This is a genomic window from Chryseobacterium sp. GW823-FHT05E08 (genome assembly GCF_058795655.1).
This window is the reverse complement of the sequence record NZ_JBXAHY010000006.1, coordinates 303,015-318,618: the sequence shown is the minus strand read 5'-3', so window position 1 is coordinate 318,618 and position 15,604 is coordinate 303,015. Positions and strand designations below refer to the sequence as shown.

Here is a 15,604-nt window from a genome sequence, read left to right as displayed (position 1 = left end):
GAGCGAGTCTTAGTTTAATTAAATGCTTTCTCTTTTTCTAAAGATATTATTTTTCTTTCTGCAAATCTAAAGGAGCGAAGTCGAAGGATCTAAACTTAATATTTTTAACATCTTAACAAAACCTTAATGGTTCAAAAACTATTATTTGATTTTCGCCGTCCATTCAATCCCGCTAATATCAATTAACTTCAACGTATGAATCTCATCTTTTTGAGTAAAAATCTCATCAATTTTAATGGTTAAATCAGCTTTTGCCCCAAGCGGAATAATCAAGCTATGTTTACCATTTTTCACTTTGGCGACATAATGATTGTTAATGTTTTCTTTTGAAAAATTTGAAAGTTCGTTTCCATCTAATGCTTTTAAAACATCTCCTTTTTCATTTAAAATATGAATTCCGATGAGGAAAGAACCATAAACATCTACACCTTCCGTTCTGTAAACCTCAAACTTTAAATCTGAATTTTTAAGTGAAATATTAGAAATCTCAATCTTTGGTTTTACCGATTTATTATACAAAGTTCCCCAAACTCCACCATGAAAATATTGATTGGTGTAAAGTGTAAGTCCGAAAATTAAAATGGAACCCGTCAATACAAAAAGCTTAGGATTCAAAATAGGAAATGTGCCAGAGCCCATCCATTTGAACCCTATTTTCTGAGTGAAATTAAAATCTTTTTTCAAGAAATATTGATCCAGTGAATAAGAACCACTTCCTGTGAGAAATAAGGTAAATCCGCCCGCAATTCCCAGAACGCCAATTTGCCATTCATCCAAACAGGTTGTTCCTATCCAGCCTGAACCTAATAAGATTCCCAAAGCCAGCCCGAAAATTCCGACACTCATTAATCTGGTGAATAAGCCTAAAATAATAAACAATCCTACAACCGCTTCAACAATGGTAAAAGTCACCATCGAAGTATGCAAAGCCTCCGGATGAGTTACCAAATATTCGATAATAGGTTTGATGCCTAACGCATTGGGTAAAAAATGATTGAATTTTTCTCCGATATATCCTGCTTCATCAGGATCGAGTTTGTTTTCGAGAACAAGTCTACGCCAAAAGGCTGAGAAGTAAGTCCACCCGATAACCATACGGATCGACAACGTATATAAACCAGCCATATCAGTAGGCTGATTGGTATTATTTTTCATTGAATTGATATTTTACTAAATAATTGATTGTTAAAAAATCATCCTAGAACTGAATCTAAACCAAATTCAACCTCAATTGTTTAAATAAAATATATTTTGGCGGACTGTTTCCACTAGTCGCTCCGGAATATTTGTTTTGAAAAATAATATCCTTAGAAAAATTTAAAACTGAGCTTAATTTAAAGGAAAAAGCTTCATTAAACTTGAAATCTGCCTTTGAAATTGGAGTTTTTGAAGAAAAATTATGATGAGCGAAATCACAATTTACCGTTGGACTAACTGTTGTTTTTACTTTGTTTAAAGTACTGAGATGCTGAATATCAAAAACGCCTAAAACATCTCTTTTTACAGAACATGGCGATAACGAGAAAGCCAAAAGTAGAATAACTACAATTGTTTTATAAAAATTAATATATGTTCTGGTGATTGGCATCTTTGCAAAACTACGGTTTCTGATTAGATATTATAGTTATTTTTATTTAAATATAACAGCTAAACTATCATTGGTCATTTTAATCTCCGTATAGATTTTACTAAGATTATCATTGCTTATAGTAGATTTATTTTTTATAATCTTTAAAGTTTTGGTTTCTGAAATTAGCTTTTCAAAATCTAATGCATTAAGTTCCTCCTTTGTGTGAAAAATATGTAAACTTCCTCCGGTTTGCGAAGATATTTTTTTTAACAGAGTGAAATCTTCTGGCTCAGTTTTCATTTTGGTAAATTTTATATTACCGTTATTATCCATTTGTGTGGGTAGTAGTTGAAAGTCTTTTGGAGTAATTATAATTGTATTTACTTTTATTTTATTCTTTATAGCATCTTTAATCGGAATATCAATTGGATATGATTTTTGATTTTCTCTTCCGTCTGAGAATATAATCATTGATTTATTATCAAATTGACTGTTTAGAGAAGCTATACCATTTAATAAAGGGTTTGAAAAATTAGTTCCTGCTCTTAATTTAAGAATACCAAAATCTATTTTATCAAGCGCTGAAAGTAATATCTTTTTATCTTTTGTTAAAGGACAAAGAATATAAGATTGTCCTGCAAAAACGACAACAGAAAATGCCTGATTTTCCTTTTTATTATTGATGATTTTTTCTAACACTTTTTTAATTACTGTAATCCTGTTGGGTTCGAAATCTTTAGATATCATTGTCAAAGAATTGTCGATCAAAAAAGCAATATTCTGTTGAGGTATTTTTTCTTTATAATCTATTTTACTTTCCTTTTGAGAGCAATTGAAAATTAATATAAGTAATAAAAAAGAAAGATATTTCATAAATGAATTTGTATTTCAATCGCTAAAGTACTTATTTAAGTGTTTATATCAAAATATGTTTTTTCGTCAAAACAGCTACAATCAAACTCAATTTGGCTACTTTTAAATCCTGACTTCTGAGCAACTTTGCAGTATAAAATTTACTATAATGCAAAAAACAATTTTTATCACAGGAACTTCATCAGGTTTAGGAAAAGCAACTGCGAAATTATTTCAAAGTAAAGGTTGGAATGTTATCGCAACCATGAGAAATCCCGAAGCCGAAACAGAACTTACCCAATTGGAAAACGTAACAGTGTTGAAGCTTGATGTTGCCAATCCGCAAGAACTTAAAGAAACGATCGATTATGTTCTTGAAAACTATAAGGTAGATGTAGCTTTAAATAATGCCGGATACGGTTTGGTCGGACCTCTGGAAGCTTTTACGGATGATCAGATCAAGTTACAGATAGAAACCAATTTAATGGGAGTTATCAGAATTACAAAAGCTTTTACACCATATTTTAGAGAGAGAAAAGAGGGAGTTTTAATCAATATTACTTCAAGTTTTGGATTAATTGGTTTTCCGACATGCTCCATTTACAGCGCAACAAAATTCGCTGTTGACGGATTTTCAGAATGTATGGGTTACGAATTAGCCCAATTTGGAATTAAAGTAAAAATAGTAGCTCCCGGAGGAATACAAACCGATTTTGCTGGACGTTCTCTGGATGGAGCACAACATGACGCTTATCAAAAATTAATGAGTAAAGTTCAGGAAGGATACAGCCCGGAACAGGTTGCAAATTATTCAACACCGGAAGATATTGCCAATGTTGTTTATGAAGCAGCTACAGACGGAAAAGATCAGTTAAGATATGTTGCAGGAAAAGACGCAAATGCTTTATATAACGAAAGAGCAGAGATCGGAGCCGAAGCTCAAGTACAGAAAATAAAATCAGATTTTAAGTTTTAACAGGCAAATGGTCAATTGTCAATTCGCTTTGCTTGTGAATTTATTGAGCAGATTTAAAATTGACCATTAACAATTCACTTGCGAAACAAAATTCACCAATAATTAAATCTCAACTTATATTTGTAGTATGAAAACCAGCCAATCACCAGTTCATTTTCGATCTTTGTCGGTTTTGCATGAAGCCATGGGCATATCGGCGCCGTTGCATCCTTTGATCAGTATTATTGATTACGGAGAAACACGTTTTGATCCTAAAAGTTTTAAAAATGGAACAAAATCGGATTTCTATAAGATTTCATTTAAAACAAAATTCAACGGTAAAATTCGGTACGGACAAGGATATTATGATTTCGAAAATGGCGGAATGTCTTTCGTTTCACCCGGTCAGATCCTAAGAATGGATAATGAAGAAGCCGATTACAGCGGAATGTCTTTACATATTCATCCCGATTTCATCAGACCTTATTCTCTATTGAAGAAAATAAAAGACTATACTTTTTTTTCCTATTCTGCTGCGGAAGCTTTGTATCTTTCTGAGAAAGAAAAGAAAACGATTTATGATATTTTTGAAAATATTCAGAATGAATTGAATGAGCGGATAGACCAATTTAGTCAGGATGTTATTATTTCTCAGATAGAATTATTGTTGACTTACAGCAATCGTTTTTACAACAGGCAATTTATCACCAGAAAATCTGTCAATAATGATTTGTTGTCTAAAATGGAAGATCTTCTGAATGATTTTTTTGATAAAGAAAAAGGAATAAAAGGTCTTCCGACTGTAGAACTTGTAGCGTCACAACTCAACCTTACGCCAAGATATTTGAGTGATATGCTTCGCCATCATACAGGACAGAATGCGCAACAGCATATTCATGATAAACTGATCGAAAAGGCTAAAGAATATCTTTCGGAATCTCAATTTTCGGTTTCTGAAACGGCGTATCAGCTCGGTTTTGAGCATCCTCAGTCTTTCAGTAAATTATTTAAAAAGAAAACAGAAATTACGCCCAACGAATACAAACAATCGCTTCAAAAATAGAATAATGGATCAGTAATTTTAATGAATATGAAAAACTGATATCCTAGTTTTTTTTGGATTGAATAGATAATATTTAGATAAAAAAGCCTGTTCAAAAATGAACAGACTTACTAATAACCTAACTCTGGGATTGACTAACATTGAAAACATCGAATCCTAATAATTTTATATAGACATTTGTATTTTTAATTATAATGAAAAGTGAGGGGAATTCCATTACAATCTATAAATGAGGGATTTTCTAAAGCTGTACAATAGTAAATAAAGCGCTCGAACCAATTGTAAATCCTACAGTATTACCAAGACATCCTATCGCACAATGAGTAGAACCAAATTTAACGATTTGATCTTTCTTTAAGTCTAATGTCATCGTTCCTCCACGGAATGCGCCACCACCAACGGACATATTAATTGATCTGAAAACAAAAGATCTTGTTTCTATAGTACCTGTAGAATCATATACGAAAATAGTGTACTCCGAAGTGTTATTTACCTGAGTAGGCTTTAAAGGCGCGCCCAGAGACATTTGATAAAGACCGTTTTTCGGAACAGTATAACTGTTTGTAGTGGAATTCCAGTTGCCGTCATTCAGGATAATATTCTGAAAAAGCCATACATGAGTGTCTGATGTATTGGTAGAGAATGTTTCATCAGCATTTTTTTTCCCAGCAGCCACAACCTTAGGAAGAGAAGCTGTACCCGATGCGATGAGCTGCTGCCAGACTATGCCGTCACTGTAATAGATTCCGTTATTATTTACGCTATTGTCGTATTTCATTGCTCCGGCTTCGGCTGTAGAAGCGCTCTGATTGGTATCTCCAAAAGCGATGGCTGAATTTCCTGTCGCACCTCTTGCATCCAAATGTACTTTTGGGGCGGCTGTATTTATTCCTACTTGTCCTATCTGTGCGAAAGATATGCAGGAGATAAATGATAGTAATAAAATAAACCTGTTTTTCATTGTCTTCAATTTTATGTTAAACATGTTTATTTTATGAGTTGCTTAGCTGGGTGATCGTAAATGATGCGTCTGGGCTTACGGTGTAGGTTTTTGCGGCTCCACATCCATCACAGTGAGCTGATCCTAATTTTACAACCTGTCCTGCAGTAAGGTATAGAGTTAATGTTCCTCCGGTTGCCATAGAACCACCTGCTGTTGGTATAGCCTGAGTAGATACAATATATCTATTCTCTGTAGCACCATCATACACATTTATTGTCCAGTTCGAAGAATTATTAGCTGCATTTACAGAGATTTTTCCGAATAAAGATATTTGATAAAACCCTGTGATAGGAACAGTATAACCAATTGCAGTTGAATTCCAGTTTCCATCGTCTATTACGGCATCCTGAAAATTCCAGATATAGGTTTCATTGGTATTGGTAGGTCCCATTGTCTGGGTATCGGTTTTTTTCCTGGAAGCCACTACTCTTGGGATAAAAACACCTGCCTGTTTTTCTAATAAAGGAATCCATGATGTTCCGTTACTGTAGAAAAGTTGTCCGGTATCATACTTCATGGCTCCACCTCCGGCTGTGGGTGCGGTTTGATTGGTATTTCCGAAAGCAATAGCTGAATTTCCCGTGGCAGCTCTTGCATCAAGATTTACCTTAGGACTCGTGTTTCCTATTCCCACTTGCGCGTTGATTCCGCCAAAGATAAAAAAGGAAAAAAGTAAAGTAATTTTTTTCATTGTCGTGGTTGTTTAATTATGCGTGACATTACTTTGCAAATGTATCCAGAGACTTATTGCTTGGAAAGAAGTACTGTTTTCGTTTTCGGAAAAGGGAAAGTTTTTCGGATTTAATAAATTGATTTATAGTGTTTTGTATATTTGATTTAAATTGAAATGTAATTCTGTTTATGGTGAGAGTTTTTATATTTAAATCTTAATTATCAAGAAAAAATACTTTCAGAAATAAAAGAATGCCCTTAAAAAAGAGCATTCAAAAATTAGGCAGTTGTAGTAACCGCATAATTAAACATGACTTTGAACTTTTGTTCTTTTTGAATTTAAATATTTTTCACACTTATTTTGGGAACAGAGTTTGAAAAATATAGGATGCTCGTATTGCATTTGTGTATTAGAATCAATTATTTTTTTAATATTATTTAGACGCTACTTGTATGCCTGATTCTGTTTTCTTCAGACCTAATATTTTCTGCATGTCTTTTACTTGTTGAGCTAGCATTGCATAATCTTTTTCCATAGTTTTTGTGCGTTTTACAGCATCTGCAAGCTTTTCGTTTTCAGTTTTTAACTGAGTGATTTGTTTTTGCTGTTCCTGTATCGCTTTTGCAAGAACGGGGATAAGTTCTGTGTAAGAAACAGCGAGTGTTTTATATTCATCCGAACCACTTGTAACAAGAGATGGAAGCACTTTAGCAATATCCTGAGCAAGGAAACCAATTTCATGCTTGTTATAATTTTTATCCTGAATACTGTTTTTCTTCTGATATTCTACCGGACGAAGTGCCATGACGGTCTTTAAACCATAAGAAGTATCATGAATGTCTTGTTTCAGACGGGCATCAGAGGTCAAAACAACACCATTTGCCCTTACATTTCCGGAAGCATTAATAACTCCTTCCACATCTAATCTGTAGAGAGGATTAGAAACTCCGATACCAACATTTCCTGAGCTTGATTTTATTCTTAAACGTTCAAGCAAACCACCTCCTGTAGAGGCTCCTACAAAGAAATCTTCCTGAGCTCCGGTTTGTACCCCGACTCCCGTGCGCAGAGAACCTATCGCCCAGTTAGCTCCTCCATTGGCAGGGCCACTATTGGTAAATCCTAAAAGAGAATAGTTTCCAACTGCCATGGGAGAGGTGTTTCTCAAAGCAAGAATAAAATATTGATCTGTACTTGCAGTAGCATCTATAAGATTATATCTGCCTGAACTTTCCACATTAGAAACTACATGCAGTTTAGTTTCCGGAGCATTTGTTCCGATGCCGACTTTGTTAGCAGCGCCGTCAACAGAAAATGTTACTCCGTCAACGGAAAAACCATTAACAACGGTAGGATTAAAACGTAGTGTATTTGTTCCCTGGGTTACAACACGGTTGCCGGTAAGCGCGCCGTTTGCAACATAAAGATTGACAGGGTTTTCCCAACTTGGTGCTGTTGCAGCTCCTCCGGAAGTAAGGATTTGTCCATTTGTACCTGCGCTTCCGGTTGTTGTTCCGGTGCCTCCTACATTTATCTCATTGGTAACCTGTAAAGTGCCTGTTACATGTAATTTTTTCTGTGGAGTAGTGGTTCCGATGCCAACTCTGTTATTTTCTCCATCTACTGAAAGGGTGGTTCCGTTTACAGAAAAACCATGCGTAATGGTTGGTGTAAAGCGTAGAAAGTTTGTTCCCTGTGTTACAATTCTATTTCCTGTAAGTGTACCATTTGCATTATAAATATTTTCAAAACTGGTGGGTGATGAAGATGGATTTAGTTTTGCCCAGACTGTGCCATTAAAATAGTAATATCCTGTGGCATCAATATTAATGGCAGTTCCTGTCAGTGTTCCGGTTGCAGGATCATTCACATAAATCAAAGTAGAAGTGGGTACAGAGGCCATGCTTTGGGCTCTTTGCCTGTCAACTCTCGGGATTAAAAGACCATCTACATTATTGGTTGTACCGGTTGCATTTTTTGCAGTAATGTCGAATGTTGAGGTAGGATTTGCAGTGTTAATACCTATTTGAGCCTGAGCCCAAAACACAGAAAGTAAACAAAGGGGAAGTAATGATTTTTTTTTCATGTTTTTTAAAGTTTTTATCATGTTTGAGTTACTCCGCAAAGTTATTCTGAGATATTAGCTTTAAAAAGAAATTGTCTTTCTGTTTTCCGAAAAGGATAAGTTTTAAGATTATAAAATGTTGATTTTTAGTAGTTTAAATTTAATTTAAAATAAATTATAACTCTTTATTTAGTGATTATTTTTTTACTACTTAAAAGGTATAAAAAAAGTCTGCACCAAAAAATGATGCAGACTTTATCTAAGAGTTATTTAATTTGATAAAAATTATTTCTTATTTGCTTCTTCCTGCTCGATAAAAGAAATAAAAGTAGACGGTGAAATTCCGGTAATCGATTTAAAAATGGTGGCAAATTTACTGTGAGATGAAAAACCACACTCTTCAGCCAAAGCACTTACCTTATATTTTCTGTATTTTGGAGAAGTATTCAGTTTATGAATGACGTAATTGATTCTCAGCTTATTAATGTAACTTTTGAAATCTACATTTTTGTGTTTTTTAACGACATAAGAAATATACTTGCTGTTTGTACTGAATTCTGTTGCTAAAAAAGAAAGCGAAATATAACTATTATTGAACATCTCATCTTTTTCAAAATGATCAAGCTGTTCCAGGATTTTTGCTTCCGTTTCTTTGTTGATGGCGATATCAGTGTGCTTATTTTCGGTATCAATTTCTTCGGAAATATTTTCTTCTTCCGTTTCTTTTTCCTCAATTTCTGAGGTTATAATTTTGGATTCCAGAACATATTCTTCTTTTTCTTTGTAATGATCAATAATATTTTTGAATTTTAAATATTCTGCTTTGTGCTTCTTTTTATTGATGAAAAAGATGATGATAAGACTCAAAATTAATAAAGAAACAATGCCGATAACAATATTTTTTATACTGTTCCAGCTTGCATATTGTTGATTTTCGGTATCAATTTTATTATAATCTTTATCAACCGTATTTTTGTATTTGTCTTGTATTTTATTAAAAACTTCAACGTATTTTTTTCTGTAAACAACAGCTTTTTGATATTGGTTTGTTTTTTCGTACAACTCTGCCATACTGCTGTAGACTCTTCTTTTCAATTCCGGATGATCAGAGTGTTCTGCAAACTCTAAAGCTTTTAGAAAATATTTTTCAGATTCATCATATTTTTTTTGAAAATATTTTACTTTTCCAAGTCCATCATAGGAAAGTGCAGTAGAGGGGTTGGACTCAGGTAGAATTTTTATAGCTTTCCAATAATATTCTTCTGCAAGTGGGTAATTATTAAGATACATACAATAAACTTCGGCCAAAAGCTGATAAGATTTACCGAGAGTTATTTTATCCCCCGGAACTTTTGACAAATAATTCAAAGAAGCCTTAAGATTATTTTCAGCACTTGTATATTTTTTTTGGTTAATGTCGTAATAAGCAAGTTCCTGACAGAAAAGGGCTTTTACCTGCATTTTCTTCTGTAAATCTTGTATGTTATCGGCAATCTTTAGCCCTTCATCAGCATATTTTTTAGATTTATGATTAAGCGCCATAGATCTGTATTCTGTAGCTAAAAGTCCATGAATTTTTGCCTGTAGTTCGTAATTTTCTGTAGTATTGAATATATCTTTTGCTTTTTCAGCGAAAGGCAAGCTTTTTTCATACTTCATTTGTTGAAAATAAAGACTGGCACTTAACATTAATCCTCTGCCTGTATGTTCGGGAGTTGTTGCGGCTTTAGTCATGGAATCCGCAATTTTCAATGCACGAGACATATCTTTTGCAGCAGTTTCGGATATCGTTTTCATATACAACTGTTCAAAAGTATCATCAGTTTTTTGTGCCCATATTGTGGTAGAATACAGAAAGATAAGGAAGAGTAGATTTTTAGCCATAGCTTATTTTAGATTGAAATTTTATATTTTTTTACTTAAATACGTTAACATTGGCAAAGATAAATCAAAAATTATCTCTTATGTTTGAATTTTTTATTAAATATGAATGTTTGTAGAATATGATTTTGTATGATTGATGTTATGTTGAATATTTTATACAATTGATATTCTTTTATTAAATTTTAGGGTTGAATGATTTAGATTTAATTAGATATAAATTTTAAACAAATTAAAATGAAAAAGACTCCTGACAAACAGTTGTCAAAATAGAACCTTATCTTTATCCTATTAAAACCTAAAATAATGAGTCAGAATAATTTCGACGAAATCATAAAACGTTCTTTAGAAATCAGAGATAAATATCATCAGCTGGAAATTCAGCAAAACGGCAAAGAATGGACTTTGGAACAGGACGCTTTAGCTTATCTTACCGATGCGGGTTTGGTAGGAAGAGACGTAATGTCGCATGAAAAAACATGGGGAAAATCAAATGCTGCAGAAGAACTTGAACATAAATTAGGCGAAAATATCTGGTGGCTGATTATCTTAGCAGACAGAACAGGAATTGATATGAAAGAAGCCCTAGAAAAGTTTTTAACCAAAACAGAAAATTTATTAAAATGAGTTATTGTTCAGCCATAGCAGGAATGCAGCCAGAAAGTAGGAGAGAACTTCACAAAAATTACCACGATAACCATTACGGATTTCCGATTCATGATGACAACGAATTGTTCGGAAGATTAGTTATGGAAATCAATCAGGCAGGATTGAGTTGGGAAACGATTTTAAAGAAAGAAGAAACTTTCAGAAAAGCTTACGATAATTTTGATATTCAAAAAGTGGCAGCTTACACAGAAGAAGACCGCGAAAGACTTCTGAGCGATCCCGGAATTATTAGAAATAAATTAAAAGTAAACGCCGCCATCGAAAACGCCAAAACCATCATCGCATTACAACAAGAATTCGGTTCTTTCGAAAAATGGCTGGAGCATCATCATCCAAAAACATTACAGGAATGGATGAAAATATTCAAAAAAACATTCAAATTCACGGGAGGTGAAATTGTGAATGAATTTCTGATGAGCATTGGATTTTTAAAGGGATGTCATGATGAAGGTTGTCCTGTTTTTAAGGATGTTTTAAAACATGACCCAATGTGGAATAAGGTATAAAGTAATTGAGATGCTTCGACTACGCTCAGCATGACATCGCTAAAAATTTGCTGTTAAAATAAAGCAGTTAGTATTAGAAATGTCATGCTGAGCGTAGTCGAAGCATCTATTATACATTTAAAAAGATTCCACGCTACACTTCGTTTCGCTCTGAATGACACAAAAAAAGTGCATTACTTCAAACTTCTCACAGAAACATCAGGCGCCTGCCCCTGTGGAACAATAAAAATAGCATTATCACTAATCGTATCACCGGCATCAAAATAATAACTTCCCGTCACAGGAATAATCCCGTTGGTGAATTTTCCGGATTTATCATAAGCTGAATAAGTCACATTAATCATCTGCGCTTTCATTTTCAGTTCGATCTTTTTTGAGGTTAGTTTGGCTCCGGTTGCGTTGATGCAGTCTAATTCCACAAGCCCAATATTGGTAACGATTTGTGGATAAGAAGATAATCTGATATTATAAGATTTATCTGACGTATTTTTTACCGTAGCCGAAACTTTGTAGCGGTCATATGGTTTTCCGCCAGCTTCGACACTTTCTTTATTAGTTATATTAAAAGTAACACTCATACCATTGACATCTATGGTCTGGCCATCTGTTATTTTTTGAGCATTAAGTGAATTTCCAAAGCAGATCACTGCAAAAAACAGGAATAAAAGAATTGAATTTTTCATATCGTAATTAGTTTATTTTGTGTTTAATAATACTTAAAATTACGAAAATTATTAATGATAAGTCAATGTTTAATAATGATTTGTATTAGCTTATTTTAGTTAATTATTACTCTTCTGTATTCAAGATTTCTTTATGTTCTTTTCCCCATTTTTCGAGTTCTTCGATGATGGGTTTTAGTTTATAACCAATTTCAGTCAGTTCATATTCAACGCGCGGAGGAACTTCTGCGAAAACAGTTCTTGTAATGATTTTATCTTCTTCCAGTTTTCGAAGCTGAAGAGTGAGCATGCGTTCTGTAATATTTTGAAGACGTTTTCTCAGTTCACCGAATCTTAGTTTTCCATTGATTAGATAGCAGCAGATCGCCAAAGACCATTGTCCGCCAATGACGTTTGAAGCATAAATTTCAAGACACTCATCTGAAAGCGCTTTTTTGTTGGCAAAATTGGTTGATGTTTCCTTTATTTTAGTCATTACTTACATTTTTTATAGTACCGTACAATGGGATACTACTGTTTATAATGTAAGTTACATATATTATTTTTGTAGTAGAAATTTAAATATAATGAAAACATTAGTTATTGTCATTCATCCAACTATCGAAAAATCTGTAATCAATAAAAGATGGATTGATGAATTAAATAAATACCCCGAAAAATACACAGTTCACCAATTATACCAAGAATATCCAGATGAAAAGCTTGATATTCTAAAAGAGCAGAAATTGATAGAATCTTATGATAAAATAGTTTTTCAGTTTCCGTTTTATTGGTTTAGCAGTCCGCCACTTTTAAAGAAATGGTTTGATGAGGTCTTGTTATACAGTTGGGCGTACGGAAGCAAAAGCGGTTATAAAGTAGGAGGGAAGAAGATTTCTTTGGCGATCACCGCCGGAATTGATGAAAAAGGCTACAGCACATCCGGAAAATATAAATACACGATGAAAGAATTAACGACTCCCTTTGAACTGACTTTCGATTACATAAAAGCCGATTACAAAGAACCGTTTGTCTTTTATGGAATTGAACAGGATGCTTCCGAAGAGACGATTGAAAGAAGTGTGCCGTTGTATTTGGAGTTTATTGATGGATTGTAGACCTTGATTTTGTCATGCCGATGCAGAAGGAATCTCATTTTAACAATAAGTTTTTAGAGATTGCTCCTGCATTAATTTATTCATTTATTTCTGTTTCCCAGCCTGGCCCATTTTTGAAATTACATTCCGTTACTCTTCCCCAGTGGGAGTATTCCAGCGGTGGAGCTCCTTCCTCAGAAAGTCTGTACATTTCATAAAAAATTTCAAAATATTCTGGATTTAGATCAGTATAATCTGGTAATTCTGGATCATGTACTTTTGGACGTCCGTTTTCGATAGCTTTCCAGAACAATTTTTGGTTTTCTTCTGTAAGACTTCGTGTGTCCAGATCTCTGTTAATCCATTCGTCTGTTCGTTCACTGTAAAAACCATATCCACTTTCTGCTCTTTCATACTCGTCTTCATCGTCAGGAGGAATCTGTAATTCCAGCCATGCCGCAAGCTCTTTTCCATTTTCAATCAGATATAATTCATGGATGGCAATTTTAATGATACAATCATATCCTGTCCATCTTCTTGAGAAACATCTTCCATCTTTAAATATAATAAAGCAACTTGCCATTATTAGTTTTTTAGAATTTTATTAATCCTTCTCTCTGCTTCCTCTTTTGAAATTCCATTATAAAAATCTTCAACAAAAGAATGTTCAAAACTTTCATGAGGATGAATAAAAGGTCTTCCTATTTTATTATTCACAAATACATCGGTAGGAATACTTTTTTCAAATTCATAATTAGGAAGATAGTTGGAAAGCCATCCGAAATATCCTCCTTCGAAATCTTTATTGTCATAATTTTCAACATATTCATTAAAGCTTTTCTCACTTAATGAAACCCAAATTCCATATTCAAGATCTTGGCAACTGTCATTCACTTCCTGTACAAGAACTGCTCGGATAAAGTAGCACGTTTCATCAGAATATTTTATGATACATAAATCTGAAGTTAATTCAGAATTCTCCAATTCTTCTTCAGACAATTGGAAATATGGATATGGAGCAGAATAAGCTATTGCAGGCCAATCTTCTTTTTCTTTGCCGCAGCATTGGCAGATGTATTTCGTCATTAGATTTTTTTATTTATAATGGAGATAAAACTTATTCTCAAAGATTTCTTTAGGATCATATTTCTTTTTGAGTTGAAAAAACGAATCAGTTTGAGGATAAACTTTTCTCATCTTTACTCGGTCTATGTGAAGTCGATAAGGTAGATAAAAAGTTCCTTCATTCTTAAGAGCTTCATCAACTAATTTATTGGTAAGAATTTTCATTTTATGTTCTTGCTGATCTGTTTTCTTTTGATTAAACAAAAAAACAAAGCCAAAGACATCTTCCTTTGCATAGTTCATATAGCTATCTTCATCTTTATTTACAGCTCGAATGGTGATGTTGAGTAAGTCAATTTGAGAAAATTTTAAAATAGGTTTTATATCTTCTATAAATTGGTTAAAATTTCGTGCTGGAATAAAATATTCCTGCAACAGATCTGTAGAATTTGGATCTTTATTTTCTATTAGGGAAACATGGTCGTTCAATAATTCATTTCTCGAATAAACAGCATTTTTTGTAACTCTGTTCATTCCTGTTTCCAAATCCCAACGAAGTCTTTTTCCATATTCGCTGTTCACAGTACTTCTAAAAACTAGACGTTTTGTTTCTTCATTTTTTGCATCTTGTGCAGGAAGTGATAACGGTTTTTCATCTGTTTTTTCAAAATAATTAATCGTTGCATCTTCCAGAAAACGTTTATTAGATATTTTTAATCTGCCAAAAACTAAGTTCACATTCGGATTATCTGAAATGAATTTCTTATAATAATCAACATAATTGTCTGAACTTAAACGAATGTATTTATATTGTAAAGCAAGATTATCAACTACTTTTAACTTGACATCGAGAATGATTCCGAAAAGCCCATATCCTCCAATCACTAATTTGAAAAGTTCAGGATTTTCATTTCTACTGCAATTAATCACTTCTCCATTCTCTTTCATTAAAGTAAATGAGAGTACACTTGAAGAAATTGGAGGCGAATCTTTTTGCCAGCCATGTCCATTTACACTCATAGAACCACCTACTGAAAATGAACTAAAAGCCTGCATCACAGCAATTGATTTTCCGTGCTTGTCGAGATATTTGATAGCATTTTCCCAAAGTGCACCCGAACCGATAGTAAGAATATTATTTTTTGTATCCAGCTCCATTTGTTTGTAAGGAAGCATATTGAGAAGAATTCCGTTCGGATAAATAGAATGCCCTCCCATACTGTGTTGTGCACCTGCAATTGAAATTTTTAAATTCTTTTCCTTTGCATATTTTAATATTTGGCGAAGCTGTTTTTCTATTTCAGGTTTAGTTTCCGGAACTTTTATTAAGGTATCTATTTTAGTTAAATTTAACTGGCTAGCATCATTAGTATACCCGTTTGGAATAGTAATTTTATTTTCAGATTCTCCCCATTTAGTTTTGAAAACATGAATAATAGGAATTGAAATGAAAATTAAAATCATTAAAATTCCCAGAATAAAAAAATATCTTTTCTTCATTTATTTTACAAAATAATTAAGAGTTAAAAATACTCAAATTTCC

Annotated in this window: 17 protein-coding genes; 5 read left to right on the top strand and 12 right to left on the bottom strand. The window is 33.3% G+C overall.

The features are described from left to right. Positions 1 to 141: 141 nt before the first annotated feature. From AC1Q7L_RS19420 to AC1Q7L_RS19410, 3 genes are read right to left on the bottom strand one after another with little or no spacing between them, the layout of a single operon-like run. A complete protein-coding gene (locus AC1Q7L_RS19420) occupies positions 142 to 1,155 on the bottom strand; it encodes a TQO small subunit DoxD (protein WP_492307268.1) in 1,014 nt (337 codons plus the stop codon). A 55-nt stretch (positions 1,156 to 1,210) separates the two neighbouring features. After that, positions 1,211 to 1,588 (bottom strand): hypothetical protein, encoded by a 378-nt coding sequence (locus tag AC1Q7L_RS19415; protein ID WP_492307269.1) that lies wholly within the window; start codon positions 1,586 to 1,588, stop codon positions 1,211 to 1,213. A gap of 42 nt (positions 1,589 to 1,630) precedes the next feature. Next, the gene (locus tag AC1Q7L_RS19410; protein WP_492307270.1) at positions 1,631 to 2,443 is read right to left on the bottom strand and encodes a vWA domain-containing protein; all 813 of its coding nucleotides are present in this window, start codon (positions 2,441 to 2,443) and stop codon (positions 1,631 to 1,633) included. A 148-nt stretch (positions 2,444 to 2,591) separates the two neighbouring features. Here AC1Q7L_RS19410 and AC1Q7L_RS19405 point away from each other — a divergent pair, with 148 nt between their 5' ends. Both AC1Q7L_RS19405 and AC1Q7L_RS19400 read left to right on the top strand, forming a co-directional pair. Next, on the top strand, positions 2,592 to 3,398 hold the full coding sequence (locus AC1Q7L_RS19405) for an SDR family oxidoreductase (protein ID WP_410692566.1): 807 nt from the start codon (positions 2,592 to 2,594) through the stop codon (positions 3,396 to 3,398). A gap of 127 nt (positions 3,399 to 3,525) precedes the next feature. Continuing rightward, a complete protein-coding gene (locus AC1Q7L_RS19400) occupies positions 3,526 to 4,440 on the top strand; it encodes a helix-turn-helix domain-containing protein (protein ID WP_492307271.1) in 915 nt (304 codons plus the stop codon). Between the two features lie 241 nt (positions 4,441 to 4,681). Here the strand turns inward: AC1Q7L_RS19400 and AC1Q7L_RS19395 are convergent, their stop codons facing one another. The 4 genes from AC1Q7L_RS19395 to AC1Q7L_RS19380 form a co-directional block, all read right to left on the bottom strand. Beyond that, positions 4,682 to 5,401 carry a hypothetical protein gene (locus tag AC1Q7L_RS19395; protein WP_492307272.1) on the bottom strand — a complete coding sequence of 240 codons (720 nt, stop codon included), beginning with the start codon at positions 5,399 to 5,401 and terminating at the stop codon, positions 4,682 to 4,684. A 31-nt stretch (positions 5,402 to 5,432) separates the two neighbouring features. After that, entirely contained in the window at positions 5,433 to 6,134 is a 702-nt protein-coding gene (locus AC1Q7L_RS19390) for a hypothetical protein (RefSeq protein ID WP_492307273.1), read from the bottom strand. 415 nt (positions 6,135 to 6,549) lie between these two features. Then, the gene (locus AC1Q7L_RS19385) at positions 6,550 to 8,202 is read right to left on the bottom strand and encodes a tail fiber domain-containing protein (RefSeq protein WP_492307274.1); all 1,653 of its coding nucleotides are present in this window, start codon (positions 8,200 to 8,202) and stop codon (positions 6,550 to 6,552) included. A 264-nt stretch (positions 8,203 to 8,466) separates the two neighbouring features. Further along, on the bottom strand, positions 8,467 to 10,065 hold the full coding sequence (locus AC1Q7L_RS19380) for a tetratricopeptide repeat protein (RefSeq protein WP_492329396.1): 1,599 nt from the start codon (positions 10,063 to 10,065) through the stop codon (positions 8,467 to 8,469). A 303-nt stretch (positions 10,066 to 10,368) separates the two neighbouring features. Between AC1Q7L_RS19380 and AC1Q7L_RS19375 the strand changes: the two genes are divergently transcribed. After that, the gene (locus AC1Q7L_RS19375; protein WP_492307276.1) at positions 10,369 to 10,689 is read left to right on the top strand and encodes a MazG-like protein; all 321 of its coding nucleotides are present in this window, start codon (positions 10,369 to 10,371) and stop codon (positions 10,687 to 10,689) included. Continuing rightward, positions 10,686 to 11,237: a DNA-3-methyladenine glycosylase I gene (locus AC1Q7L_RS19370; RefSeq protein WP_492307277.1), complete on the top strand. Its 552-nt coding sequence runs from the start codon at positions 10,686 to 10,688 to the stop codon at positions 11,235 to 11,237. Before AC1Q7L_RS19375 ends, AC1Q7L_RS19370 begins: the two co-directional genes overlap by 4 nt. Positions 11,238 to 11,410: 173 nt before the next feature. Here the strand turns inward: AC1Q7L_RS19370 and AC1Q7L_RS19365 are convergent, their stop codons facing one another. Beyond that, positions 11,411 to 11,920, bottom strand: a complete 510-nt coding sequence (locus AC1Q7L_RS19365; RefSeq protein WP_492307278.1) for a hypothetical protein — start codon at positions 11,918 to 11,920, stop codon at positions 11,411 to 11,413. A 106-nt stretch (positions 11,921 to 12,026) separates the two neighbouring features. Beyond that, on the bottom strand, positions 12,027 to 12,395 hold the full coding sequence (locus tag AC1Q7L_RS19360; RefSeq protein ID WP_492307279.1) for a winged helix-turn-helix transcriptional regulator: 369 nt from the start codon (positions 12,393 to 12,395) through the stop codon (positions 12,027 to 12,029). A 91-nt stretch (positions 12,396 to 12,486) separates the two neighbouring features. Between AC1Q7L_RS19360 and AC1Q7L_RS19355 the strand changes: the two genes are divergently transcribed. After that, the gene (locus AC1Q7L_RS19355; RefSeq protein WP_492307280.1) at positions 12,487 to 13,017 is read left to right on the top strand and encodes an NAD(P)H-dependent oxidoreductase; all 531 of its coding nucleotides are present in this window, start codon (positions 12,487 to 12,489) and stop codon (positions 13,015 to 13,017) included. A gap of 76 nt (positions 13,018 to 13,093) precedes the next feature. Here AC1Q7L_RS19355 and AC1Q7L_RS19350 read toward each other — a convergent pair whose 3' ends face one another. Genes AC1Q7L_RS19350 through AC1Q7L_RS19340 form a run of 3 tightly spaced genes read right to left on the bottom strand, consistent with a single transcriptional unit; the run spans position 13,094 to position 15,561 of the window. Next, a complete protein-coding gene (locus AC1Q7L_RS19350) occupies positions 13,094 to 13,579 on the bottom strand; it encodes a hypothetical protein (RefSeq protein WP_492307281.1) in 486 nt (161 codons plus the stop codon). A 2-nt stretch (positions 13,580 to 13,581) separates the two neighbouring features. Next, entirely contained in the window at positions 13,582 to 14,082 is a 501-nt protein-coding gene (locus AC1Q7L_RS19345; RefSeq protein ID WP_492307282.1) for a DUF2199 domain-containing protein, read from the bottom strand. 9 nt (positions 14,083 to 14,091) lie between these two features. Continuing rightward, positions 14,092 to 15,561, bottom strand: a complete 1,470-nt coding sequence (locus AC1Q7L_RS19340) for an FAD-binding protein (protein WP_492307283.1) — start codon at positions 15,559 to 15,561, stop codon at positions 14,092 to 14,094. Positions 15,562 to 15,604 lie beyond the last annotated feature (43 nt).